Source organism: Pseudomonas sp. PDM10 (genome assembly GCF_014852295.1).
Lineage (GTDB): Bacteria > Pseudomonadota > Gammaproteobacteria > Pseudomonadales > Pseudomonadaceae > Aquipseudomonas.
On sequence record NZ_JACVBJ010000002.1, the window covers coordinates 117,228 to 139,842 of the forward strand.

Annotated in this window: 24 protein-coding genes and 1 pseudogene; 20 read left to right on the plus strand and 5 right to left on the minus strand. The window is 59.6% G+C overall.

The features are described 5' to 3' along the window. Nucleotides 1-129 precede the first annotated feature (129 nt). The 11 genes from IB252_RS07090 to IB252_RS07140 all read left to right on the plus strand — a co-directional run bounded on the left by IB252_RS07090 (nucleotide 130) and on the right by IB252_RS07140 (nucleotide 11,222). Entirely contained in the window at nucleotides 130-453 is a 324-nt protein-coding gene (locus IB252_RS07090; protein ID WP_192407781.1) for a hypothetical protein, read from the plus strand. A gap of 220 nt (nucleotides 454-673) precedes the next feature. After that, entirely contained in the window at nucleotides 674-1,876 is a 1,203-nt protein-coding gene (locus IB252_RS07095) for an SfnB family sulfur acquisition oxidoreductase (protein ID WP_192407783.1), read from the plus strand. A 10-nt stretch (nucleotides 1,877-1,886) separates the two neighbouring features. Next, complete coding sequence (locus tag IB252_RS07100) at nucleotides 1,887-2,324, plus strand: acyl-CoA dehydrogenase (protein ID WP_192407785.1); 438 nt, start codon at nucleotides 1,887-1,889, stop codon at nucleotides 2,322-2,324. Next, a complete protein-coding gene (locus IB252_RS07105) occupies nucleotides 2,324-3,727 on the plus strand; it encodes an LLM class flavin-dependent oxidoreductase (protein ID WP_192407788.1) in 1,404 nt (467 codons plus the stop codon). The genes IB252_RS07100 and IB252_RS07105 overlap by 1 nt, the downstream gene beginning before the upstream one ends. Before the next feature lie 200 nt (nucleotides 3,728-3,927). Beyond that, nucleotides 3,928-4,833 carry an AMP-binding protein gene (locus tag IB252_RS07110; protein WP_192407790.1) on the plus strand — a complete coding sequence of 302 codons (906 nt, stop codon included), beginning with the start codon at nucleotides 3,928-3,930 and terminating at the stop codon, nucleotides 4,831-4,833. After that, nucleotides 4,830-5,606, plus strand: a complete 777-nt coding sequence (locus IB252_RS07115; protein WP_192407792.1) for an ABC transporter ATP-binding protein — start codon at nucleotides 4,830-4,832, stop codon at nucleotides 5,604-5,606. Before IB252_RS07110 ends, IB252_RS07115 begins: the two co-directional genes overlap by 4 nt. Continuing rightward, on the plus strand, nucleotides 5,606-6,487 hold the full coding sequence (locus tag IB252_RS07120) for a branched-chain amino acid ABC transporter permease (RefSeq protein WP_192407794.1): 882 nt from the start codon (nucleotides 5,606-5,608) through the stop codon (nucleotides 6,485-6,487). Before IB252_RS07115 ends, IB252_RS07120 begins: the two co-directional genes overlap by 1 nt. A 4-nt stretch (nucleotides 6,488-6,491) precedes the next feature. Further along, a complete protein-coding gene (locus IB252_RS07125; RefSeq protein ID WP_076030611.1) occupies nucleotides 6,492-7,541 on the plus strand; it encodes a branched-chain amino acid ABC transporter permease in 1,050 nt (349 codons plus the stop codon). A 25-nt stretch (nucleotides 7,542-7,566) separates the two neighbouring features. Continuing rightward, nucleotides 7,567-8,907, plus strand: a complete 1,341-nt coding sequence (locus tag IB252_RS07130) for an ABC transporter substrate-binding protein (RefSeq protein WP_192407796.1) — start codon at nucleotides 7,567-7,569, stop codon at nucleotides 8,905-8,907. A gap of 3 nt (nucleotides 8,908-8,910) precedes the next feature. Continuing rightward, nucleotides 8,911-9,678, plus strand: a complete 768-nt coding sequence (locus tag IB252_RS07135; RefSeq protein ID WP_192407798.1) for an ABC transporter ATP-binding protein — start codon at nucleotides 8,911-8,913, stop codon at nucleotides 9,676-9,678. Nucleotides 9,679-9,692: 14 nt separating this feature from the next. Continuing rightward, complete coding sequence (locus tag IB252_RS07140; RefSeq protein WP_225607342.1) at nucleotides 9,693-11,222, plus strand: FAD/NAD(P)-binding protein; 1,530 nt, start codon at nucleotides 9,693-9,695, stop codon at nucleotides 11,220-11,222. Here the strand turns inward: IB252_RS07140 and IB252_RS07145 are convergent. After that, the gene (locus tag IB252_RS07145; protein WP_008151724.1) at nucleotides 11,189-11,929 is read right to left on the minus strand and encodes a response regulator; all 741 of its coding nucleotides are present in this window, start codon (nucleotides 11,927-11,929) and stop codon (nucleotides 11,189-11,191) included. The two genes, IB252_RS07140 and IB252_RS07145, sit on opposite strands and share 34 nt — an antisense overlap. Before the next feature lie 184 nt (nucleotides 11,930-12,113). Between IB252_RS07145 and IB252_RS07150 the strand changes: the two genes are divergently transcribed. Further along, nucleotides 12,114-12,377: a DUF2790 domain-containing protein gene (locus tag IB252_RS07150; RefSeq protein WP_111452144.1), complete on the plus strand. Its 264-nt coding sequence runs from the start codon at nucleotides 12,114-12,116 to the stop codon at nucleotides 12,375-12,377. Nucleotides 12,378-12,494: 117 nt separating this feature from the next. Continuing rightward, nucleotides 12,495-13,556: an alpha/beta fold hydrolase gene (locus IB252_RS07155; protein WP_111452146.1), complete on the plus strand. Its 1,062-nt coding sequence runs from the start codon at nucleotides 12,495-12,497 to the stop codon at nucleotides 13,554-13,556. Between the two features lie 140 nt (nucleotides 13,557-13,696). Here the strand turns inward: IB252_RS07155 and ppnN are convergent, their stop codons facing one another. After that, entirely contained in the window at nucleotides 13,697-15,070 is a 1,374-nt protein-coding gene (gene ppnN, locus IB252_RS07160) for a nucleotide 5'-monophosphate nucleosidase PpnN (RefSeq protein ID WP_111452147.1), read from the minus strand. 211 nt (nucleotides 15,071-15,281) lie between these two features. Between ppnN and IB252_RS07165 the strand changes: the two genes are divergently transcribed. Next, entirely contained in the window at nucleotides 15,282-15,809 is a 528-nt protein-coding gene (locus IB252_RS07165) for a DUF3087 domain-containing protein (protein ID WP_192407800.1), read from the plus strand. Between the two features lie 240 nt (nucleotides 15,810-16,049). Here IB252_RS07165 and IB252_RS30090 read toward each other — a convergent pair. Continuing rightward, a pseudogene (locus IB252_RS30090) lies at nucleotides 16,050-16,178 on the minus strand (LysR family transcriptional regulator); the annotation flags it as partial. A 60-nt stretch (nucleotides 16,179-16,238) separates the two neighbouring features. Here IB252_RS30090 and IB252_RS07170 point away from each other — a divergent pair. Both IB252_RS07170 and IB252_RS07175 read left to right on the plus strand, forming a co-directional pair. Next, nucleotides 16,239-16,430, plus strand: coding sequence for a hypothetical protein (locus IB252_RS07170; RefSeq protein ID WP_412548163.1), 192 nt, complete (start codon nucleotides 16,239-16,241; stop codon nucleotides 16,428-16,430). 176 nt (nucleotides 16,431-16,606) lie between these two features. After that, nucleotides 16,607-18,184, plus strand: coding sequence for a sensor domain-containing diguanylate cyclase (locus IB252_RS07175; protein WP_192407802.1), 1,578 nt, complete (start codon nucleotides 16,607-16,609; stop codon nucleotides 18,182-18,184). An 87-nt stretch (nucleotides 18,185-18,271) separates the two neighbouring features. Here IB252_RS07175 and IB252_RS07180 read toward each other — a convergent pair whose 3' ends face one another. Next, the gene (locus IB252_RS07180) at nucleotides 18,272-18,646 is read right to left on the minus strand and encodes a DUF2784 domain-containing protein (protein ID WP_192407804.1); all 375 of its coding nucleotides are present in this window, start codon (nucleotides 18,644-18,646) and stop codon (nucleotides 18,272-18,274) included. A 100-nt stretch (nucleotides 18,647-18,746) separates the two neighbouring features. After that, nucleotides 18,747-19,682 carry a sensor domain-containing diguanylate cyclase gene (locus IB252_RS07185; protein ID WP_192407811.1) on the minus strand — a complete coding sequence of 312 codons (936 nt, stop codon included), beginning with the start codon at nucleotides 19,680-19,682 and terminating at the stop codon, nucleotides 18,747-18,749. Nucleotides 19,683-19,872: 190 nt separating this feature from the next. Here IB252_RS07185 and IB252_RS07190 point away from each other — a divergent pair, with 190 nt between their 5' ends. The 4 genes from IB252_RS07190 to IB252_RS07205 all read left to right on the plus strand — a co-directional run bounded on the left by IB252_RS07190 (nucleotide 19,873) and on the right by IB252_RS07205 (nucleotide 22,533). Beyond that, nucleotides 19,873-20,571, plus strand: a complete 699-nt coding sequence (locus IB252_RS07190) for an AzlC family ABC transporter permease (protein WP_192407813.1) — start codon at nucleotides 19,873-19,875, stop codon at nucleotides 20,569-20,571. Continuing rightward, the gene (locus tag IB252_RS07195; protein WP_165934021.1) at nucleotides 20,571-20,882 is read left to right on the plus strand and encodes an AzlD domain-containing protein; all 312 of its coding nucleotides are present in this window, start codon (nucleotides 20,571-20,573) and stop codon (nucleotides 20,880-20,882) included. The genes IB252_RS07190 and IB252_RS07195 overlap by 1 nt, the downstream gene beginning before the upstream one ends. Before the next feature lie 60 nt (nucleotides 20,883-20,942). Further along, on the plus strand, nucleotides 20,943-21,104 hold the full coding sequence (locus IB252_RS07200; protein ID WP_008157331.1) for a hypothetical protein: 162 nt from the start codon (nucleotides 20,943-20,945) through the stop codon (nucleotides 21,102-21,104). 481 nt (nucleotides 21,105-21,585) lie between these two features. Beyond that, nucleotides 21,586-22,533 (plus strand): ABC transporter substrate-binding protein, encoded by a 948-nt coding sequence (locus IB252_RS07205; protein WP_192407814.1) that lies wholly within the window; start codon nucleotides 21,586-21,588, stop codon nucleotides 22,531-22,533. Nucleotides 22,534-22,615: the final 82 nt, after the last annotated feature.

Genomic DNA, 22,615 nt, shown 5'->3' on the forward strand with positions numbered 1-22,615 from the left:
ACCTGTTATTTCTGACAGTAGACGGGCGCAGTAATTGTCTTTCAAATGGACTTCAGCGCGCTGCTATTTTGTCCAGGCCCACCAGACGGCCAGGTCTTCGTCGAACGTCAACTGAAAGGAATTGGAAAAATGAACTTATTGCCGCTTGTTGTTCCAGAAGCTGTAGATGGAGTGATCAACCTGAAAGATGTTCCAGATGGTGCTACCGCTCGCATTCCTGAGCCTCTTAATCACACACCAGACGACCTTATCAGCGTGTTTATTGCAGATAAGGAGGTGGTTTCGAATGCACCTGTCGGAGAGTGGGTCGATGGTTTTTTTTCAGTAAACATATCTAGAGTGCACTTGCTTGAACATACTGGGTCGCAAAAAAGTTCAGTTACATTATTTATTATGGTGGAACTAACGCAAGCTTCTCTGATCCAATCTATTACCATGTCGCGCACTAACTAATAGTTGTATTGGTTAACGAAATGCTCGACTTTCGCGAAGAGGTCGAGCATTTTTTTCTGTCATTAGTGTTTGCCGAGGAACAGTAAATCCACAGATTGTCTCGCTTCGGTTTGTGACGTAATTAAAAAAAGTCCGTAATTTATTGATTAATAAAGAATAATTATGTTGGCACGACTTCTGTATTGGCTCTTGGGTGTTCACCCGACGCAGGAGTCGCATTATGACAATCTCAGCTCAATCCCCTCGCACCGCCCACGTCATTCACTCTGATGCCGAAGCCATCGCCGTCGCCCACAAGCTCGCTGCATGCTTTGCCATTGAAGCCAGCGTGCGGGATCGCGAGCGACGCCTGCCAATCGCCGAGCTCGACGAGTTTTCCGCCAGCGGCCTCTGGGGCATCACCGTTCCCAAGGAGTACGGCGGCGCTGGCGTTTCCTATGTGACCGTCGCTGAGGTGATCAAGATCATTTCCTCTGCCGATTCGTCCCTGGGTCAGATCCCGCAAAACCACCTCGGCGTGCTCGACATCCTGCTGCAAACCGCCACCGAAGAGCAGAAGCGTTACTACTTTGGCAAAGTCCTGAAGGGCTACCGTTTCGGCAATGCTTTCTCCGAATCCAAAAGCAAAAACGCCGGGGCCTTCGAAACCCGAATCCGTTTCGATAAAGACACCGCGCGAATCGACGGCGAAAAGTTCTACTGCACCGGCGCTCTGTTCGCGCACATCGTGCCAGCGGTGGCGGTCAATGAAGAGAACAAGGCCTTCATCGCCTTCATCGAACGCGACACTCCCGGCTTGACCGTTATCGACAGCTGGGACGGTTTCGGCCAGCGCACCACGGCCAGCGGTGGTGTCACCCTGAACGAGGTGAAGGTCCCGCTCAGTGCTGTGATCCCAGCCCACAAGGCTTTTGATGAACCCACCGCCGACGGCCCGATTTCACAAATCATTCAGGCGGCCGTGGACACCGGCATTGCCGTCGGCGCTCTGGAAGAAACCAAACGCTACGCCCGTGAAGCCCGGCCATGGATCGACAGCGGACAGGATCATGGCTGGCAGGACCCATTCAGCATCGCTGCGATCGGCGACCTCGAATGGCGGGTCCACGGCACCGAAGCGATCCTCAAAAAGGCCGGCCGCGCAATCGACCACGCCTTGCTCGACCCCAACGAAGACACGGTGGCCCGCGCTTCGGTGGTGGTCGCCCAGGCCAAAGTGCTGTCCGCCGAGATCGCCTTGCTTGCCAGCAGCAAACTCTTCGAACTGGCCGGTACTCGCTCGGTGCTCGGCAAATTCAACCTCGACCGCCACTGGCGCAACGCCCGGACGCACACCCTGCATGATCCGGCCCGCTGGAAATATCACCTGATTGGCAACTACCTGCTCAACGGCGTGAAGCCTGCGCGCCACGCCTGGAACTGAGGAGCCCACCATGAATGCTTTGACCCAACCGATTGTTGCCGGGCAGCCCCTGGCCAAAAGTCAGCACGACCTGCACAACGCTCGCAGCGTGCTCGATGCGACGTTGCGTTTCGTCCGCCAGCAGGCTCAAGTCACGGATGATCCTTTCGTCATCAGCCGTTTCGGCGATTTGCACATCCGCATCGAAGTCGCCGCCGCGCTGCTCGAACGTGCCGAAGATTTTCTGAACAGCGTTGATGACGACAGGGAAATCAGCGTCGCCATCGCCGAATCGCACCTGGCCAGCGCCGACGCGTTAAATGCCGTCAGCAATGCCGAGTTCGAACTCACCGGCCAACGCACCGCGTTGCCCGGATCACTGGATGATCCGCTGCGCTGGAAACTCCACCTCATCGGCAACTTTCGCCTCAACGGCATCCATCCCCCCAGCGTTCGGAGTGTCGTTTGATGGCCCGTGAAATTCGTCTCAACGCCTTTGACATGAACTGCGTCGGTCACCAGTCGCCGGGTCTGTGGGCGCATCCGCGGGATCGCTCCTGGCAGTACAAGGATCTGGAGTACTGGACCGATCTGGCGAAAATCCTCGAGCGCGGCAAGTTCGACGGCTTGTTCATTGCCGATGTGCTGGGCATCTACGACGTCTACAACGGCAATGGTGATGCGGCGATCCGTCAGGCGGCGCAGGTGCCGGTCAACGATCCGCTGCAATTGATTCCGCCGATGGCGCTGGTCACCGAGCATCTGGGGTTCGGCCTGACCGCCTCGCTGTCGTTCGAACACCCGTATCCATTCGCCCGACGCCTGTCGACGCTCGATCACCTGACCAAAGGCCGTGCCGGCTGGAACATCGTCACCTCTTATCTGGAAAGCGGTGCGAAGAACCTCGGCCAAAAAAACCAGACCGAACACGACGCCCGTTACGACTTCGCCGAAGAGTACCTGGAGGTTTGCTACAAACTCTGGGAAGGCAGTTGGGAAGAGGGGGCGATTCTGCGGGATCGCGAGCGGCGGATCTTCAGCGACCCGAGCAAAATCCACGAGATCCGGCACGTCGGCAAGCACTTCCAGGTGCCGGGCATTCACCTCTGCGAACCCTCGCCGCAACGCACGCCGGTTCTCTATCAGGCTGGCGCATCCAGTCGCGGCAAGCAGTTTGCCGCTGAGCATGCCGAGTGTGTGTTCGTTGCTGCACCGTCGAAAGTGCTGCTGAAGAAAACCGTTGCCGACATCCGCCGTCGGGCTGCCGAAGCCGGGCGAGATCCGTCGAAGATCCTGATCTTCAACCTGCAAACCGTGATCCTTGGCGAGACCGACGCCAAGGCCAAGGCCAAGTTCGAAGAATACAAAACCTGGGTCAGTTACGAGGGGGCAATGGCGCTGATTTCGGGCTGGACCGGGATTGATTTCAGTCAGTTCAAACCCAACGAGCCGCTCAAGCATGTGCACACCAATGCCATTCAATCGGCGGTGGAAGCGTTCTCCACGGCGGACCCGAACAAGGTCTGGACCCCCAACGAATTGGCTGACTGGGTGGGTATCGGCGGTTTTGGTCCGTTGTTTGTCGGCAGCCCCGAGACCGTCGCCGACTTGTTGCAGGAGTGGGTCGAGGAGACCGATGTGGACGGCTTTAACCTGGCCTATGCATTGACTCACGAAACCTTCATCGACGCTGTGGAATTGCTGGTGCCGGAGTTGCAGAAGCGTGGGGTCTACAAAACCGAATACGCGCCGGGGACCTTGCGCGAGAAGCTGTTTGGGGAAGGGCCGAGATTGCCGGAGATTCATCCGGGTGCGGGTTATCGAGACCTGGCGGCGTTGCGGCAGCAAGAGAAGAAAGTGGCGTCCGCATAGAAGACTTGAACACCACACAAATCCCCTGTGGGAGCGGGCTTGCTCGCGAAGAGGCCAGAACATCCAACATCAATGTCACCTGTAAGACCGCTTTCGTCGGAGCGCCGCCCGGAGCAAGCCCGCTCCCACAGAGGGCGGTGCCAACCCTTCAGCCCGGCGGACCACCGCACGCTTTTTGCCCATGGATAGGAGGTATGCCAATGAGCGTGCACGAACTCAAACGTCCGCCAATCGCGGACACCACAGAGTGGCGGGTCGATCTGCCCAAGGCTTTGGAGCAATTGCGCCACTGGGCTCAGGTCAGCCCCTTGCAACCGGCCTTGCGGCACAAGCGCCATGGCCAGTGGTTCGTCTGGCGCTGGATCGATGCCTTGCGCGATGTCGAGCGTTTGGCCGACGGTTTGCGACAGCAAGGATTCACCGAAGCATCGCGTCTGGCGTTGAGCGGCGCCTTCGAGCCGAATCTATTGCTGCTGGCACTGGCTGCGCAGCACATCGGCGGTGAACTGCTGACGCTACCGGACAACCTCGATGCAGAAGCTCTGCACAAAACCCTATGGCGCAGTCGCCCCACTCACGCGTTTGTCCAGGCACGACAGACGCAACAGCTCTGGCTCAGCCAGGGCCAATCGCTGCTGGATTTCCCCGAACTGCTCGGGCCGGTCGAACCTGCGCAACGCCCCAGCCGTTGGTGGCAACGCCCGCAACTGTGGAGCGAAGAGGGCACCCAATGGCAGGCCGGTCTCAGCGTTTTGCTCGAACAATGGCTGACCAGCGGCCACGCCCTGGCGTTCCCGGAAAGCCCTGGCAGCGCCAGCCGCGACCGTCGTGAAGTGGCACCCTCGGGATTGCTGTTATCCGGTGAGCGCCTGCATCTACTGGCCGCAGAAATTGAAAGTCGTCTCGCGCCGCTTGGCACCTGGCGCCGACGCCTCTGCGACTGGGCCATCGCCCACCCGGAAAAAGGCCTGCAACGCCTGATCAAAAACCGCGTTCGTCGACTGCTGGGCTTTCACAACCTGCATTTCATATGGCAAGCCACGCGCGCCCCCGACGCTCAACCAACGCCTGCCTGGTTATCCGAATTCAAACGGGACATCGCATGAGCTCGACCGATTCCATCCTGCAAGTCAGCGGTATTTCCCTGTCCTTCAAAGGCGTAAAGGCGATCAACGAACTCTCGTTCGACGTACGTCGTGGCGAGATCTGCGCACTGATCGGCCCCAACGGCGCGGGCAAGAGTTCGCTGCTCAATGTGCTGAACGGCGTGTACCGTTTCGATGCCGGCTCGATTGTCTTTGAGCAGCAACCGTTTAAACGTATCGATCCGCTGACCGCCGCACGACGCGGCATCGGCCGCACCTTCCAGAACAATGCGCTGTTCAAGAAGATGAGTGTGATCGACAACATCCTCACGGGCCTGTCCCGGCACCTGCGCAGCAGTTTCATCGAACAGGCGCTGGGCTTGCCGAGAGCCCGCCGTGAGGCTGATGACTTTCGCCAACAGGCTCAGGGCATCCTCGAATTCCTCGAACTTCAGGCTTACCGCGATGTGCCGGTGGGCAATCTGTCTTACGGCTTGCAAAAGCGCGTAGAGCTCGGTCGTGCCTTGATCGCGGGTCCGCGCCTGTTGCTGCTGGACGAGCCGATGGCCGGGATGAACGCCGAAGAGAAGCAGGAAATGGCGCGCTTCATTGCCGACGTCAACCGCGACCTCGGCACCACGGTGGTGTTGATCGAGCACGACATGAGCGTTGTGATGGGCCTGTCCGACCACGTGGTCGTGCTCGATTACGGACGCAAAGTCGGCGACGGCACACCGGCCGAAGTGCAGGCCAATCCCGACGTGATCGCGGCGTATCTGGGAGTGGTTCACTGATGACGTTCTTCTTGGAAACTCTGCTCGGCGGCCTGCTCGCCGGGACCATGTATTCGCTGGTCGCGATTGGCTTCGTGCTGATCTACAAGGCCAGCGGTGTGTTCAATTTCGCCCAGGGCGCGATGTTGCTGTTCGCCGCGCTGACCTTCGTCAGCCTGCACGATCAGGGCGTGCCGTTTGCTCTGGCGTTGTTGCTGACGGTGGCGGTGATGATCATCGGCGCGTTGTTGATCGAACGGCTGGTGCTGCGGCCCTTGGTCAATCGCTCGCAGATCACCTTGTTCATGGCCACCCTCGGGCTGTCGTTCATCATCGAAGGCCTGGCTCAGGGTTTGATGGGCTCGCAGGTGCGGGCGCTGGACCTGGGCATCGACGACGTGCCGCTGTTTATCGGGGGGCTGATGGTCAGCCAGTTCGACCTGATTGCCGCCGCCACGGCCATCGTGTTAGTGACGGTATTGGCGCTGCTGTTCAACAAAACCCGCATCGGGGTGTCCCTGCGCGCCGTGGCCGATGACACCACGGCTGCGTTGTCGATCGGTATCAACCTCAACCGCATCTGGCAGATCGTCTGGGCGGTGGCCGGTGTAGTCGGGTTGGTGGCGGGATTGCTCTGGGGCGCGCGGCAAGGTGTGCAGTTTTCCTTGTCGCTGGTGGTGCTCAAGGCCTTGCCGGTGTTGATCATTGGCGGTTTCACCTCGATTGGCGGGGCGATTGTCGGCGGCCTGATTGTCGGCGCGGCGGAGAACCTCGCCGAGGTTTACATCGGCCCGCTGATCGGCGGCGGCATCACCCCGTGGTTTGCTTACTTCCTGGCTTTGGCCTTCTTGTACATCCGTCCCGCCGGCCTGTTCGGCGAACGCGCCATCGAGCGAGTCTGAAACCATGTCAATTTCCCTTACCCGCGAAACCGCACCGTCGGTGTTGATCCAGCGCCGTGTGCCACTTGGACTGCTCGGCCTGTTGTTGATCGCTTTCGTCGTCGTGCCGCTGACCGGTAACGACTACTGGCTGAACGCGATTCTGATTCCGTTTCTGGTGCTGTCCCTGGCCGGGCTCGGCCTGAATTTGCTCACGGGTTACACCGGCCAGACCTCGGTCGGTGCGGCCGGGTTCATGGCGGTCGGGGCGTTTGCCACCTATGGATTTTTGCTCCGGTTGCCTGAACTTGGCCTGCCGGTCGCCTTGCTCGGTGGCGGGCTGATCAGCGCCGTGGTGGGCTTTGTCTTCGGCCTGCCGAGTTCGCGGATCAAAGGCTTCTACTTGATGGTCACCACGCTGGCCGCACAGTTCTTTCTGGAGTGGTTGTTCGTCAAATTCCCCTGGTTTTACAACTACGGATCGTCCGGGACCATTTCCGCACCCAAACTGGCGCTGTTCGGCCATGACCTGAACACGCCGTTGGGGCGTTATCTGCTGACCCTGACCACTGTTCTGCTATTGACCTGGGTCGCGGTGAACCTGGTGAAAAGCCAGATTGGTCGCAACTGGATGGCGATCCGCGACATGGACACCGCCGCCGCTGTGATCGGCATTCCGGTGGTGCGCTACAAGCACCTGGCGTTCGCCGTCAGCTCGTTTTACCTCGGCATCGCCGGGGCACTGTGGGCCTTCGCCTATCTGGGCACCGCCAGCGCCAGCAGCTTCGATATCAATCGATCGTTCCAGATCCTCTTCATCATCATTATTGGTGGCATGGGCAGCATCGCCGGCAACTTCGTGGGCGCTGCGTTTATCAGCCTGCTGCCGATCCTGCTCAGCCACGCCGGGCAAGCGTTGTTCGGCGGTTCGGTGGACGCCGGCCAATTGCAGAACCTGCAAAAAATCATTTTCGGCGTGCTGATCATCCTGTTCCTGATCAAGGAACCGGAAGGCCTGATCCGCCTGTTGAGCAACCTTCGTGAGCGGCTGAGCCACTGGCCGCTGCGCTTCTGAATTCCCCAACGATTAGAGAGACAACATGCGTGCATCCTTGAAACGTTCGCTGGCCGGCGCCGCCCTGACGCTGTCGGTTTTCGGCAGTGCGGTGCCGATGGTTCAGGCTTCGCCGGACCAGCAATTCTTCCCGTTGGCCACTTACCGTGTCGGCGCTTACGCCTCCAGCGGTGTGCAAGTGTGGGCCGGCATGCTCGATTACCTGAACTACATCAACGATGTGGAAGGCGGGATCAACGGCGTGAAACTGGTCTGGCAGGAATGCGAAACCGAGTGGACGGCGGAGAAGGGCATCGAATGCTACGAGCGCTTCAAAAAAGGTTTGGATAGCGCCCCGGTGGCGATCTATTCACCCAACGGCGCGCCGGCAGCCTATGCGCTGAGCGAGCGGGCGGAAGTCGACAAAATCCCGCTGATTACCCTCGGTTACGGTCGCACCGAAGCTACTGACGGCACGGTGTTCCCGTACAACTTCCCGGTGATGCTGACCTTCTATAGCGAGGCCTCCAGCCTGATCAACTACATCGCCCAGCGCGAGGGCGGCTTCGACAAACTCAAGGGCAAGAAGATCGCCACGGTCTATCACGACTCGGCGTATGGGCGTGAAACCCTCGGCCCGCTGAAGCTGCTGGCCGAGAAGTACGGCTTCGAAAACATCCAGATTCCGGTGGCCGATCCGGGCAACGAACAATCGGCGCAATGGCGACAGATTCGCCAGGTCAACCCGGACTGGGTGTTCCTGCGCACCTGGGGCGTGTCGACGCCGGTGGCGGTCAAGACGGCCGCGCGTTTCGGCTTCCCGGTGGACCATATCGTCGGCGACATCTGGGCCAGTTCCAGCGAAGACGTATTGCCCGCAGGCGCCGCTGCCAAAGGTTATCTGGCGCTGACGCCGTACCCGGCCGGCACTGATTTCGAGATCCACAAACGCCTCAAGCAGTCCATCCTCGACAAGGGCAAAAGCGACCTCAAGGACCTGAAGAATTTTGGCAGCGTCTACTACAACTCCGGGCTGGTGAACGCGGCAGTGATGGTGGAAGCGATTCGCACGGCCCAAGGCAAATTCGGCAAGCGTCCTTTGAATGGCGAAGAGGGACGCTGGGGTCTGGAACATCTGAATATCGACGACGCGCGCCTCAAGGACATGGGCTACCTCGGCCTGATGCAGAACCTCAAGCTGTCCTGCCGTGACCACGAAGGTGGCGGTTCAGCGCGGGTGCAGCAATGGGACGGCGCCAACTGGACGTTGATCAGCGACTGGATTGCGGCGGATCGCGCATTGCTGCGTCCCTTGATCGATGAAAAATCCGCGGCCTTCGCCAAGGAAAAAGGCCTGAAGCCACGCACCTGCAACGGAGACGAATAACCCATGAGCCAAGCCGCCAGTGACATTGCTGCCAATGACCTGTTGCAAGTCAGCGACATTGAAGTGATCTACGACGGCGCGATCCTGGCCGTCGCTGGAGTGTCGCTGTCGGTGCCCAAGGGCGGCATCGTCGCGTTGCTCGGCGCCAACGGCGCGGGCAAAAGCACCACGCTCAAGGCGATTTCCGGGTTGGTTCGGGCCGAGCGGGCGGAGGTCAGTCGCGGGACGATCAAGTTTCTCGGGCATGACACGGCTGGCGTCGATCCGAGCCTGCGAGTGCGCCAAGGGATGGTGCATGTGCTGGAAGGTCGGCATGTGTTCCCGCAACTGACGATCGAGGACAACCTGCGTAGCGGCGGGTTTGTCCGGCGCTTGAGTCGTCAGGACATGGCCCGTGATCTGGAGCGAATCTATGCCTGGTTCCCACGCCTGAAAAGCAAGCGTAAAACCCAGGCCGGGCTGACGTCCGGGGGCGAGCAGCAGATGGTCGCCATAGGCCGGGCCTTAATGACGCGTCCTACTTTGGTACTGCTTGATGAGCCTTCCATGGGTTTGGCGCCTATTATCGTCCAGGAGATTTTCGAGATCGTCGCCCAGCTCAATCGCGAGGAGCAGGTGAGCTTCCTGATTGCCGAGCAAAACATTAATGTGGCGCTCAAGTACGCAACGACGGCCTACGTTCTCGACACCGGCCGAGTGGTGCTGTCCGGGGAGAGCGAGGCGCTGTTGGCGCGGGGCGATCTGCATGACTTCTATTTAGGTAAACACTGAGCAGTGAGAACGCCATGACTGAAACCCAAAGCGGACAGGCAACCGACGCCTTCCGCCACGCGGACATCCTGATCGTCGGCGGCGGCCTCAGCGGCGCAATGCTGGCGGCGCAGTTGCTGCGCCTGCCGGGCAAACGCCAGGTGCTGGTGATCGAACCCCGCGCCGAACTGGGACGGGGCGAGGCGTACAGCGCGGTCGAACTGGGCCATACGCTCAACGGCAATGCGGCGCGGATGAGCGTCGACCCGGACAACGCCGATGACCTGACCCAATGGCTGACCGAGTACATCGCGGCCGGCGGCTGGCCGGAGTCTGACGAGCAACATGTGCCGGTCAGCGAATTGTTCCCGCCCCGGGGGATTTTCGGCCTGTACGTGCAGCAGCGCCTGGCCGAAGCGCAAGCGGTGGGGGCGTTGAACGGGTCAACGGTCGAGCATGTGCGGGCCGAGGTGGTAGACCTGCAGACCCGGGACGATTCTGTGTTGCTGACGTTGAGCGACGGGCAACACTTGCAGGGCGCTTATGCGGTGTTGGCCACGGGGATGTTTCCCGCGGCGCGCACGCCACAGACCGAGTCCAGCGGCTTGAACGCGGCGGCGCTAGATCCGTGGGACGTCGCGGCCATGCAGCAACTCGATCCGCAGTCGACCGTGCTGATCATCGGTTCGGGCCTGACCATGGTCGATGCCGTGGTGTCGCTGGAACAGGCCGGGCATCGCGGGCCGATCGAAGTGTTTTCCCGGCATGGCTTGCTGCCTCATGTGCGTCGTCAGCCACCGGCCTGGGCAGATTTTCTCGCCGAGGATCAGAGCATTCGTACACCGCGACAGTTGGTGCGCGAACTGCGTCGGCATTGCCGGGACGCCATCGCTCAGGGCATCGACTGGCAGGCGCCGCTCGACACCGTACGGGCGCACATTGGCCGCTTGTGGAATCAGGCAACGGATGTGCAGCGTCGACAGTTTGTGCGGCATGTGCGGCCGTGGTGGGAAAGTCATCACCATCGCTCGCCGCCGTTGAGTGCCGAGCTGATAGAGCGATTGCACAAGGAAGGGCGGTTGCGGATTCAGGCCGCGTCGTTCAAAGGGCTGGAGCCTTCAGCGGACAGCGCAGTGAGTATCCGCATTCGGCGTCGGGGTGAAGCAGAAACCAGCATTGTCAGCGGCGCGGCATTGATCAATTCCAGCGGCATCGAATACGACTGGCGGCGAGTGGCTCGACCGCTGCCACAGCAACTGCTGGCCCGCGGACTTGTCCGGCCGGGGCCGTTGGCACTGGGGATTGCGGCGGCAGTCGATGGCGCGGTGTTAGGCGCCGATGAGCAAGCCGCCAGCCGTCTGTTCGCCATGGGCCCACCGTTGCGCGGCATGTGGTGGGAAAGCACCGCAGTGACCGACGTCGCGAGCCAGGCCAAGGCACTCGCCGCTCGCCTGACAACAACGCCACATCTTATACAGACGGATACAAAACCCTATGAAAAAGTCTCCTCAGGTTCTGCAGGGGCAGAGCTTCATGATTCTGCGCCGAGCAATTCCACCGGGTAGGAGAACACGTAGCCTTCGCTGCGCACGGTTTTGATGTAGGTCGAGTCCCGTGAGTCATCCATCAATCGCTGGCGCAGACGGCTCACCAGCAAATCAATCGAGCGGTCGAACAGGTCGGCGTCGCGACCCTGGGTCAGGTTGAGCAGTTGGTCACGGCTGAGCACCCGTTGCGGGTGATCGAGGAACACCCGCAGCAGACGGTATTCGGCGCCACTGAGGGCCACCATCGTGCCGTCTTCGTCGAGCAAGTGCCGGGCGGTGGTGTCCAGGCGCCAGCGGCCGAAGCCCAGCAATCGGCCCGTTTCGGTGATCAACAGGTTGGGCGGCAGCATCCGCGTACGGCGCAACACGGCGTTGATCCGCGCCAGCAGTTCGCGGGCGGCGAAGGGTTTGGTCAGGTAGTCGTCGGCACCCATTTCCAGGCCGAGGATGCGATCGGTTTCGTCGTTTCGTGCGGTGAGCATCAGGATCGGTGTGGCTTTGTGTTTGCCCGAGCGCAATTCGCGGCACAGCAGCAGGCCGTCATCGCCGGGCATCATGATGTCCAGCACGATCAGGTCCACCTGATTGGCTTCGAGAAAGCTGCGCATTTGCCGGCCATCGGCGACGACGGTGGTGCGCAGCCCGTTCTTTTTCAGGTAATTGCCGACCAGCTCGCGAATCTCCCGGTCGTCGTCGACGATCAGGATGTGGTTCACATGTTCCATCGCTCAAGCCTCTTGTTGTTCGCTTTGTATCGCACTGTATCTGCTGCCCCCGGAGACACCTTACGCCTTATTAATTCCGGTTCTACGACACATGGCAGATACCTCGGGCCGATTAAATGGGTTCCACCGAGACAAGACGACTTGCCTCACAACCACTGCCCATTGCAACCCTGAGGAAATCACCATGAACTGGAACACACTGATTGCCGCCAGCTTCTTCGCGGTCCTGAACGTTGCAGCGTTTTCGGCCCATGCCGATGTTCAAGCGCCGTCGCAGACAACTTCTCACGGCACCCACCTGGATATCAAGAAAGTGGTTTCCGTCGTCGACAACGGCGACGGCCATTGCGGCATTGTCGATGCCCGCCTGACCTATCTCGATTCCAGCGGCACGCAGAAAGTCCTCGATTACAGCAAATTCGCAGAGTGCGGCAATCAGGGCAGCTGATCTTTCCACTACGCTGATCGCTGTCAAAACCGATGAACGCGCAGTCTGCTCATCAACCCGCGATGGCTGACTCACGACGTCCAGAACACCAGGTCAATGACTTCCAGGGAAATCACCATGAAGATGAATGTGTTGAGCAAAAAAAACGACTCACGTCGTCGTTTCTTTGGCCCATCGGTCCTCGCTTTCGCGCTGATGCAGTTAGGTGCCCTTGGTGCTGCCAATGCGCAAACCACGACGCCAGAGCCAGTGGTGGCCAGCGCCGGCACTCTCAAGGCGGACGCCTTCGGCCCTCTTAAGCATGTTAACGCCGGGTTGCTGAACGTGGCCTACGCCGAAGTCGGCCCCGCCGATGGTCCGGTGGTGATTCTTCTGCACGGTTGGCCCTACGACATTCACAGCTATAGCGAAGTGGCGCCCTTGTTGGCGGCCAAGGGTTACCGGGTGCTGATCCCGTATGCACGGGGCTACGGCGACACACATTTCCTGTCTGACAAGACGGTTCGCAACGGCCAGCCCGCCGCGTTGGCCAGTGACGTCATCGACTTTATGGATGCGCTCAAGATCAAGAAGGCGGTGCTCGGGGGCTACGACTGGGGTGCGCGCTCGGCGGACATCGTTTCGGCGCTCTGGCCGGAGCGGGTGGAGGCGCTGGTTTCGGTGAGCGGCTACCTCATCGGCAATCAGGCCGCCGGCAAGAATCCGTTGCCGCCCAAGGCTGAGCTGCAATGGTGGTACCAGTTCTACTTCGCTACCGAACGTGGCCAGGCCGGATACGAAAAAAATCGCCACGACTTCGCCAGGTTGATCTGGGAGCTGGCCTCCCCGAAATGGACGTTCGACGACGCGACTTTCGACCGCAGCGCGGTGGCCCTGGACAACCCCGATCATGTGGCTATTACGATCTTCAACTATCGCTGGCGGTTGGGCATGATTCAGGGCGAACCTCAATATGAAGCGCTGGAGCAGCGGCTGGCCAAGGCCCCGGTGATTACGGTGCCGACCATCACCATGGAAGGTGATGCCAACGGGGCGCCACATCCGGCTGCCGAGGATTATGCCAAGCGTTTCACTGGCAAATATGAGTACCGACTCATCAACGGCGGCATCGGCCACAACTTGCCGCAGGAAGATCCGCAGGCCTTTGCCAAGGCAGTGATCGACGCCGATCACCTCTGAGCATCAGTGCCACAAGTTGATCGTTCCCACGCTCTGCGTGGGAATGCAGCCCGGGACGCTCCGCGTCCCATCCAAAGCCGAACGCAGAGCGTCCGTTGAGGCATTCCCACGCGGGAGCGTGGGAACGATCTTTAGCCGAATTACGCGACCACTTGATAACACGGTACATACGCCGCGCCACCTGGCAGTTTCATCCGGTGTTGGGCAACGAAGGCCTTCAGCAGTTGATCCAGCGGTTGCATCACCGCCGCGTCGCCACGGATCTGGTACGGCCCGTGCTCTTCGATCAGGCGGATGCCCTTGTCCTTGACGTTGCCGGCGACGATTCCGGAGAACGCGCGGCGCAGGTTGGCAGCCAGTTCGTGGGCCGGCAGGTTGCGGCTCAGTTTCAGGTTGGCCATGTTTTCGTGGGTTGGATCGAACGGGCGCTGGAAGCCTTCGTCGATCTTCAGCAGCCAGTTGAAATGGAACGCGTCATTGCGCTCGCGGCGGAACTGTTTGACCGCTTTCAGACCTTCAGTCATTTGACGCGCGACTTCAGCCGGGTCGTCGATGATGATCTCGTAGTGTTGCTTCGCAGCTTCACCCAAAGTGGCGCCGACAAACGCATCCAGTTGCTCCAGATACGGCGCGGCATGTTTCGGTCCGGTGAGGACCACCGGGAAGGGCAGGCCTGCGTTGTCCGGGTGCATCAGGATGCCGAGCAGGTACAGGAACTCTTCGGCCGTGCCGGCGCCGCCCGGGAAAATGATGATGCCGTGGCCGACGCGGACGAAGGCTTCCAGACGTTTTTCGATGTCCGGCAGGATCACCAGTTCGTTGACGATCGGGTTGGGCGCTTCGGCGGCGATGATGCCTGGCTCGGTCAGGCCGAGGTAGCGGCCGCCATGGATACGCTGTTTGGCGTGGGCGATGGTCGCGCCTTTCATCGGGCCTTTCATCACGCCAGGACCGCAACCGGTGCAGATGTCGAGGCTGCGCAGGCCCAGTTCGTGGCCGACTTTCTTGGTGTATTTGTATTCTTCGGTGTTGATCGAGTGGCCGCCCCAGCACACCACGATCTTCGGCTCTACGCCGGGGCGCAGGGTGCGGGCGTTGCGCAGCAGGTGGAACACGTAGTCGCTGATGCCCTGGGAGGTGCTCAGGTCGATGCGTTGGGCGTCGAGTTCGTTTTCGGTGTAGACGATGTCGCGCAGGGCGCTGAAGAGCATTTCCCGGGTGCTGGCGATCATTTCGCCATCGACGAAGGCGTCGGCCGGGGCGTTCAGCAGTTCCAGGCGTACGCCGCGGTCCTGCTGGTGAATGCGGATTTCGAAGTCCTTGTAGGCTTCGAGGATGGTTTTGGCGTTATCGACATGGGCGCCGGTATTGAGGATGGCCAGGGCGCACTGGCGGAACAAGGTGTAGGTGCTGCCGGATCCGGCTTCGCTCAGTTGCTGTACTTCACGTTGAGAAAGGGTTTCCAGGCTGCCTTTTGGGCTGACCGAGGCATTGATTACTTGTCGTTGGGTCATTCAATGATCCTTAAAACGATGCCATTCATACAGGCAAATGGCATCCGAATAGTATGTATCCATGAAAGAAGATGGCACGAACTGCGCTGTATCGCCATTTCCCCGTTTGACGATGAAAAGATGAAAAGGAGCCCCAGCATAGCTAAATCCCCTGCAGAGGCGATAATGCCCCGCAGTCTTTTTACCCATGCCCTGAAGGAACCCCGTCGCGATGTTCGAAATCCAGCCGCAGAACCCCGAACGCTATCGAAGCCAGACGCGACGCAGCACGATAATCATAGCCTTGATTTTCCTGGCCCTGGCGATGGTGTTGTCCACCACGGCGGTGGCGCTGTTCGGCGAACCCGGTGGCGACAATCTGCGATTTAACGTCGGCGGGGTGTTTGTGTCGGTGCTGCTGATGGCAGCGCTGATGCGCGGCATGTTCTGGACCCAGCCATGGATGGCCCCGGCGGTTTACGGCTGGCAGCTCAAGCGCAGCCTGATGAGCATCACCAACGTCATGCATCAGGTGACGGCGGCGGTGGAGAAGGAGGATCCGACGGCCATGAAGCTGCTGCGTTTCTACCATCTGGGCTTGAGCCAGATGCACGAGCTGGACGGCAACTCCAGTGATCACAGCCAATTGACCCGGGAGATGGATCAGCACAAGGCGCGGATGGAAGCGCTGGGCATCGGGACTGATCAGATGCAATTGAATCCGGCCTGGATCGAGGCCGTGAAGCAGACGCCACGCTAAAGCATTGGATCTAATGCCGATCAGCTAAGCCATTTCAGCCGCAACGCAAACCTTGTAGCAGCTGGCGAAGCTGTGGCGAGGGGATTTAGCGAAACGTCGCACCGCCCCGTTCGGCGGCGAAGCCGTCGTAATTTATTGGACGCGGTGTGGCTGGAAAAACAGGGGCCGCTTCGCAGCCCAACGGGGATAAATCCCCTCGCCACAGCTTCGGCAGCTGCTACAGGGATCGTGTTATGGCGCTTAAACCCGCAGACGCAGGGTTTCAAACAGTTCCCGGTCTTCTTTTTTGGCCGAGCGGGCATGGCGTCGAATGACCTGCAACAGGCAGTCGGTAAAGCACAGCGCGGCATTGCTCAGGGAGCCATTGCGCTGTTCGACGAACCGACCTCCGCCCTGGACCCCGAGCTGGTGGGCGAGGTGCTCAAGGTCATGCAACAGCTGGCCGAAGAGGGGCGGACGATGGTGGTGGTCACCCATGAAATGGCGTTTGCCCGGCAGGTGTCGAACCATGTGATGTTTTTGCATCAGGGCCGGGTTGAAGAACAAGGGGCCCCGGCTATTGTTCTGGATAAGCCTGAAAGCGAGCGGTTGCAGCAGTTTCTGTCGGGAAGCCTCAAGTAACGACAAACGCTGAACCGCAGCCTGGGCGAGCCGGAGGTGAGATTAGTCTCGCGCAAATCACCTATCGGGTGTTTGATGAGGCATAGTCGTCTGGCACCAGGCGGCTCATACCCGTCAGGGGTCATAAAAAGGGCGAACGGGAAGATTCGCCCTGTGATCAATATTCAGGGAGCGTCATGGGTCACCCGTCCGTTAACAATCGAATTGAACAATCCCGCCATGGTGAGCCTTGGGTCGCCGAGCAAACCGGGGCCACACTCAAGGTTCGCTCAGCGGTGACTCTGCTGGTCGCGGTGTGCCTGTCCATGACGGCTATCGTGATTTGGGAAGCCTGGAACTCGCGCCAGTACCATCTGCATGACACGGAAGTGGTGATGTCCAACCTGGCGCAGACGTTGGCCTCGCAGGCACAGGCGTCGATCAAGCAGGCCGACACGCTGCTGTTTACCGTGGTGGATCGCCTCGAAAACGACGGCATCGACCAGGCCCGGCTGCCTGAGCTGGAGCGATTGCTCAGGGTCCAGCGCAGCGAATTGAGCCAGCTCCATGGCTTGTTCGTTTATGACGAAAAAGGTGACTGGGTCGCCAATTCCAATGGCGCCGTCGTGCCCAATGCAAACAATGCCGACCGCGAATATTTCATCTTCCATCGCGATCATCCCGATCGTGGACCTCACATTGGCCCGTCGATCAAGAGCCGTTCGAGCGGCGAATGGATCATGACGGTTTCCCGCCGTATCAATCATCCGGATGGCAGCTTTGCCGGCGTGGCGCTGGCCACGATCTATCTCAACCACTTCCTGGTGCTCTACAACAGCATCGATATGGGCAGTAACGGCGTGATCAACCTGATCGCCGACGACGCCACTATCGTCGTTCGCCGGCCATTCAAAGAAGCGGACATCGGCACCAGCGTCGCCAAGGGACCGCTGTTTACGCAACTGTTGCCCAAGGGTGATTCAGGCACGGCAACGGTCCCGTCCTATGTGGATGGGGTCGAGCGTGTGGTCGGGTTTCGAAGGGTCGCCGGTTATCCTCTGATCATCTTTGCAGCGTTGGATAAAGAAGAAGTCCTGGCAGGCTGGCGTGAGGAGGCACTGCGCAGTGCCGGGATCGTCGCGTTGTTCCTGGGGGTCCTGGGCGTCCTCGGTTATCGCCTCATTCGCCTCATGAAGCAGCAAAATCACGTGCAGGGCGTATTGCTGGATGCGCAGGAAAAACTCATCGAGGTCAACCGCAGTCTTGAGTTGCTGGCGCTGGAGGACGCACTGACCGGGCTGTCCAACCGGCGTCAGTTCGATCTGTTTATCCTCGCCGAAATGGGCCGCGCCAGGCGCAACCAGACCCACCTCGCGCTACTGATGATCGATGTCGATCACTTCAAAAGCTTCAATGATCTTTACGGCCATGTGGCCGGCGATGAGTGTTTACGCAACATCAGCACGATCATCAGGGACAACATCAAGCGCCCCGGCGACCTGGCTGCCCGCTATGGCGGCGAAGAGTTTGCGGTGGTACTGCCGGGGACCGACTATGTGGGAGCGTTTCTGGTGGCGGAAAAAATCCGTCGCGCGGTTCAGCAAGCCGGCATCCAACACAGTGAAGGGGCTGAAGGTACGGTGACGGTCAGCCTGGGGGTCGCCGCTTACAATCCGGCGTCACAAGCCCAGCCCAACGACCTGGTGGGCGCCGCTGACAAGGCGCTCTACGTGGCCAAGGCCAGTGGCCGGAACATGAGCGTCATTGCCAATTGAATTCAAACAAGGCTGCCAACTGCCCGGATGGCTTTCAGCCAGGTGAGACCTTCAATCGATAACATGGGCGCAATCCTTGAATCGGGTTCAGGTGGCCCGACGTAACCTCCACAGCCTGATCAATCTAAAGTAGACCAGCACGTTGATCGCCAGCACCACGCTGCCCAGTCCCAGCTGAATTGCCGGTGTCAGGCCTGCCGGGTAAATGACCGGCCACACGTAATGTTCGATGAAACCGCCGCTGTAACCGGTTTGCCCGGCCGCGTCGCGCATGAGGTTTTCCCACTGTGTCAGCGGGCAGTTCAGGTGGAAGACTTCCACCGACACGCCCCACACAGCCGCAGGCAGGTGCCACCAGATCAGGGGGCGCCATTTGAGCACCAGCAGCCCGCCGAACAGCACGAACAGAATGAACAACAGGTGGAACAGGACCAGCCCGTCGGCGGCGATTCGGTAAAGCATGTCGACTCCCTGACGCGTTATGCGAATGGCTCCATGGTACTCGGGCGGGCCGCTGGTGCTCTATCGATTGCTGCTGTTCGGCGCTGCGACACGCCTTTCGTCAATCGCGAAAATCAGCGAGCTCCGCACGCATCCTGCCGTTGTGCTTGGCCTTGTAGAGCAACTTGTCCACCTGTTCGACGAATTCCAGCGCCGTCGCGTGCAGCGATGCCATGGTGGTGCCGACACCCAGGCTCAGGCTCAGCCGCTTCGATACCGCAGAAAACTCGTGGGGGATGTGCTGCTGGCGAACCAGGTGCAGGCATTTATTTGCCACCAGCCTTGCGGATTCGGCGTCGGTTTCCGGCAGCAGCCAGACGAACTCTTCACCGCCGATCCGCGCGATGAAATCCCGTGGCCGGTTGGCCGCCAGGGACAAGGTCTGAGCGACACGCCGCAAGCATTCATCACCCTTGATGTGCCCGTAGTGGTCGTTGAACTGTTTGAAGTAATCAATATCCAGAATCAGCAGCGACAACGGTGATCCCGTGCGTTGAGCGTTGCTCCATTCCCGTTCCAGTACGGTGTCGAACATGCGCCGGTTGGCGATGCCGGTCAGTCCGTCCTGGAACGAATATTCTTCGAGTTGCTTTTGCAGGCGACTCAAGTGTTCTTCGGTTTTCTTGCGCTCGCTGATGTCGAACATGAAACCCACCAGCGCTTCCACTTCACCGTCCTTGCGCACCACGTGCACCACATCGCGGATCCACACATAGTCACCGTCGCGGGTCAGCGCTCGATAGTCCGCCTCGTGATCCACACCCGCCCGCGATTGCGAAACGCAGAACTCCACCACGTAGTCGCGATCATCCGGGTGCATGCGCTCGACCCAGTCATTGACCCCCACCCAACTGTCCTGCTTCCAGCCCAGCAAGCGCTCGATCTGCGGACCGATGTAGCTGAAAGTCATGGTCTTCCAGTCGATCCGCCATGGGATTGCTTTGGTCGACTCAAGCAGGGTTTTGTAGACGTCGCTGTCGCTTTCGATTGAGCTCATGAGGGGGGGCGGATCTCAAAGATGAAAAAACTGCGCCATCATGTTGCTACTACTGTAGTGAATCAAGCGTGCAGCCGATGAGTGGAACAAGTTCGCGGAACAAATTCGCGGAACAAGTGCGCAAGATTGTTCAAGCCAGCGACCATGACTGCTGGCACAGTCTGAGGTCTTTCCCTGGTTGTAGAGCGTTATGTCCAATTCACTCATGCCGCGCAATGCCTTTCTTCGCGGCGCTGCGGCGATCATGCCGTTGTCCCTGGCGACCGCGCCCTGGGGACTTCTGGCCGGTTCCATGGCCATCGAGGCCAATCTCACGCCCCTGCAAGGCCAGGGGTTGTCCAGCATCGTGTTCGCCGGAGCCGCGCAACTGGTGGCGATCGGCATGCTCAAGGGCGGTGCCGGGATCTTTTCGATTCTGCTGACCACACTGCTGCTGACCTCCCAGCATTTGCTCTACGGGATGAGCATGCGTTCGGTGATTTCGCCATTGCCGGGGCGCTGGCGGGTGGGGCTCGGTTTTTTGCTCACCGACGAGCTGTTCGCCCTGACCAGTGCGCATGACAAACAACAGTTCAACCGCTGGTACGCGTTGGGTGTCGGCCTGACGTTCTACATCGCCTGGAACCTCTTCACCCTGGCCGGCATCGTGCTGGGCAGCAGCATTCCGGGGCTGGAACATCTGGGACTGGACTTCTCCATCGCAGCGACCTTTATCGCCCTGATCACCCCGGTGGTGCGGAACGTGCCGACCGTGGTGTGCGTGGCGGTGTCGTTGTTCTGCTCGGTGCTGTTCAGCTACTGGCAATGGGGCTCGGCGCTGGTGCTGTCGGGGTTGGCGGGCATGACCGCAGGCTTTATCTGCAACAAATTCTACGGTGGACGCACATGATGGTCTGGGCGGTGATTGTCGGCATGGGGCTATTGGTGTTCCTCAACCGTTATGTGTTTCTGGAGCCGCGGCTGCCCGTGCGCTTGAGCAGCAATGCGCGGCAGTTCCTGGGGTTTGCGGTGCCGGGCATGTTGACGGCGATCTGTGGGCCGATCGTGTTCATGCCGGACAAGCAGCTGAATCTGCAGTGGGATAACCCGTACCTGATCAGTTCGCTGGTGGCGGTGGGGCTGGTGCTTTACACCCGTAATACGTTGCTCAGCATGTTGTTGAGCATGGGGTTCTTCTTTTTGCTGCGTTGGTGGCTCTAAGTCGTTTCCGTCGAAATTGTTCTACGCTTAAAGAGGACCCCTACAGGAAGAGAGGTGAGCATGGCTAATGATCCAAAGCGTCCGTATCCGGATGAAGATGTGGATGACGAACCCACGGAAGAAGAGATTGAACGGCAACGGCGTTCGACGCCGGACTGGAAGCACCCCGACGACGGTAAAGAGCTGTCAGATCGCGACCAGGAACGTCCGCTGAAACCTTGACCGCGCTGCACATACAAAAAAGCCCCGCGCTATCAAAGCGTAATACTGTTCACTTAAGACATTATTCAGTCGAGCTAGAACCTGTGGCGAGGGGATTTATCCCCATTCGGCTGCGAAGCAGTCGTAATCCAGACAACTTAGTCTGTCTGAAAAGACGCTGGGGCCGCTTCGCAGCCCAACGGGGATAAATCCCCTCGCCACAAATGTTGGGCCCGCGCCTATGTGAACAGCATTACGCTATCAATGCGGGGCTTTTTCATTGGGCGATTATTAAATCAGATCGCATTCCAACGAATGTGTGTAATACCCAATTGCTGCGCTTTGATGCGCGCAGCTCTGTTCAGGAGGAAACAGTCTGTTCAGTCCCTGTTACCAGGCAAACACTGTTCGCTGCGGGTCATGAGCTTATGCATTAATCGAATTTAAAAAGCTTCTTGTAAGAGCGTTATGGTCTATCGCAATAACCCTCAAGGAGCCTCCGATGAACCTGTCCCGATTCGTGTGTAGTCTGCTGACCAGCGCACTGTTCGCCGCCCCATTGGCGTACGCCGCCGAGCCCGTTGTTTTGCATGTCGGTGATCAGAACTACTACAACGTTCGCGCTTCGGTGGAGGCATCGGGCGTGCTGAAAGACGCGCCGTATACCGTCGACTGGAAGCACTTCCAGGCCGCCGCGCCGCTGGCTGAAGCGCTGAATACCGGTGCGCTGGATCTGGGTTTTCTCGGCGATTCGGGGTTTCTGTTCCTCGCCGCCAAACAGGCGCCGGTGAAACTGATCGGTGTGTCGCGACAGAACCCCGACACCATCGCCTTGCTGGTGCCCAAGGATTCGCCGGTCAAAACCATCGCCGATCTGAAGGGTAAGAAAGTCGCTTACTGGCCCGGTGCCTGGAGCCAGCAACTGACCCTGCGCGCCCTGGAAACAGCCGACCTGCCGGAAGACTATGTCGACTTCATCAAACTGATGCCGATCGATGCTGCCGCCGCGTTGCCTCAGGGCAGCATCGACGCATTCCCGGTCTGGGAACCCTACATCTCCCAGCAAATTCTGTTCTCCGGCGCCCGGCCGATCCTCACCGCCAAGAACCTGATGCCCGGCCTGAGCGCCATCGCGGCCTCGACGCCGTCGATCGACAGCAAACGCGAAGCCATTGCCGACTTTCTGGTGCGACTGAAAAAGGCCCGGGCCTGGGTCGACAACCACACCGACGAGTACGCCGATCTCTGGGCGAAGAAAGCCAACCTTGACCAGAACGTTTCGCGCCATTGGTTGCGCCAGGCTCACATGACCGTTGGCCCGGTGGATGCGCTGGCAGCAAAGGATCTGCAAAGCACCGCGGACTTCCTGTTCAAGGTAAAAGCGCTGCCGGCTGCGTTGGCGACTGCGCCGATTATCGACAGCTCGTTTCAGCAGGCGTTTGCCCAGTAACCCACGATGCCGGGCAGCACTGGAACCAAACCCTGTGTACCCTGATCCAACCTCGGCCCGCAGCGACCTGCGGGGCCGACGA